Here is a 1,260-nt window from a genome sequence, read left to right as displayed (position 1 = left end):
CGTCCTCAGTGGCGTCCTCAGTGGCGTCCTCAGTGGCGGTGATGCCGCCGATTCCGGCATGCCGGTGCGGGTGTCGGTGTCGGATGCGGCCTATGTCATGTACACCTCGGGTTCGACGGGCGCGCCCAAGGGTGTGGTGGTGTCGCACGCCGGCATCGTCTCTCTCGCGGTCGATAACGGCTTGCTGGCCTTGACCGGTGATGATGTGGTGGCGTTCGCGGCGAATCCGGCGTTCGACGCTTCCACGTGGGAGATTTGGGGGCCGCTGCTGAATGGCGCCCGGATCGTGGTGATCGGCGAGTCGCAGGTGCTCGACGCGGGCGAGTTCCGCACTGCCCTCACCACCTGCGGGGTGACGACCCTGTGGCTGACCGCGGGCCTGTTCCACCGCTACTGCGATGCCCTGTCCGAGGTCTTCTCCGGCCTGCGGTGCCTGATTGTCGGCGGTGATGTTCTGGATCCGGTGGCGGTCGGCAAGGTCGTCCACGCGGGCGGGCCGCGCACCTTCCTCAACGGCTACGGTCCAACCGAGACGACCACGTTCGCCGTGATGCATGCCATCGAGCAGGCGCCGACCGGGGGTGTTCCGATCGGTCGGCCGGTCGCGGGCCGGTTCGTCCGCCTGCTCGACCGCAACGGCCGCCCGGTCCCGGTCGGCGTCACGGGCGAGCTGTATCTGGGTGGCTTGGGGACCGCGCATGGCTACCTGGATCGTCCGGAGCTGACCGCCACCCGCTTCGTACCCGATCCCCTTGAGGTGGGCGGCCGGCTCTACCGCACCGGTGATCTGGGTCGGTGGTTGCCGGACGGGACGCTTGACTTCCTCGGCCGCGACGACTTCCAGGTCAAGATCCGCGGGTTCCGTGTCGAACTGGGGGAGATCGAAACGGCCCTGCTGCGCGTACCCGGCGTGACCCAGGCCGTGGTCACCAAGGACCTGGTCGCCTATTACGTCGGCGACGGCGTCGGCGCGGCCGGCCTGCGTGAACGCCTTACGGCTGACCTGCCGGGTTACATGGTTCCGACTGCGTTCGTCGCGCTGGAGACCCTGCCCTTGACCCCGAACGGCAAGGTCGACCGCAAGGCGCTGCCCGCTCCGGACGGTGACGCGTATGCGCGGATGGGTTATCAGGAGCCGGAGGGGGAGATCGAGCAGGCGATCGCCGGGGTGTGGGCGGAGCTGCTGGGGGTGGAGCGGGTCGGTCGGTTCGATGATTTCTTCGCGTTGGGTGGGCATTCGCTGCTGGCGGTGTCGCTGGT

1 protein-coding gene is annotated in these 1,260 nt (G+C 68.6%); it reads left to right on the top strand.

The annotated features are described in order from the left end of the window. Nucleotides 1-1,260 (top strand): non-ribosomal peptide synthetase (locus E1294_RS51980; RefSeq protein WP_132520763.1); only part of this gene is annotated, 1,260 nt, incomplete at both ends.

The organism is Nonomuraea diastatica, assembly GCF_004349015.1.
In the GTDB taxonomy this organism is placed as follows: Bacteria; Actinomycetota; Actinomycetes; order Streptosporangiales; family Streptosporangiaceae; genus Nonomuraea; species Nonomuraea diastatica.
Note: the sequence above shows the minus strand (reverse complement) of the source record. Positions and strands in the feature narration are given on the sequence as shown.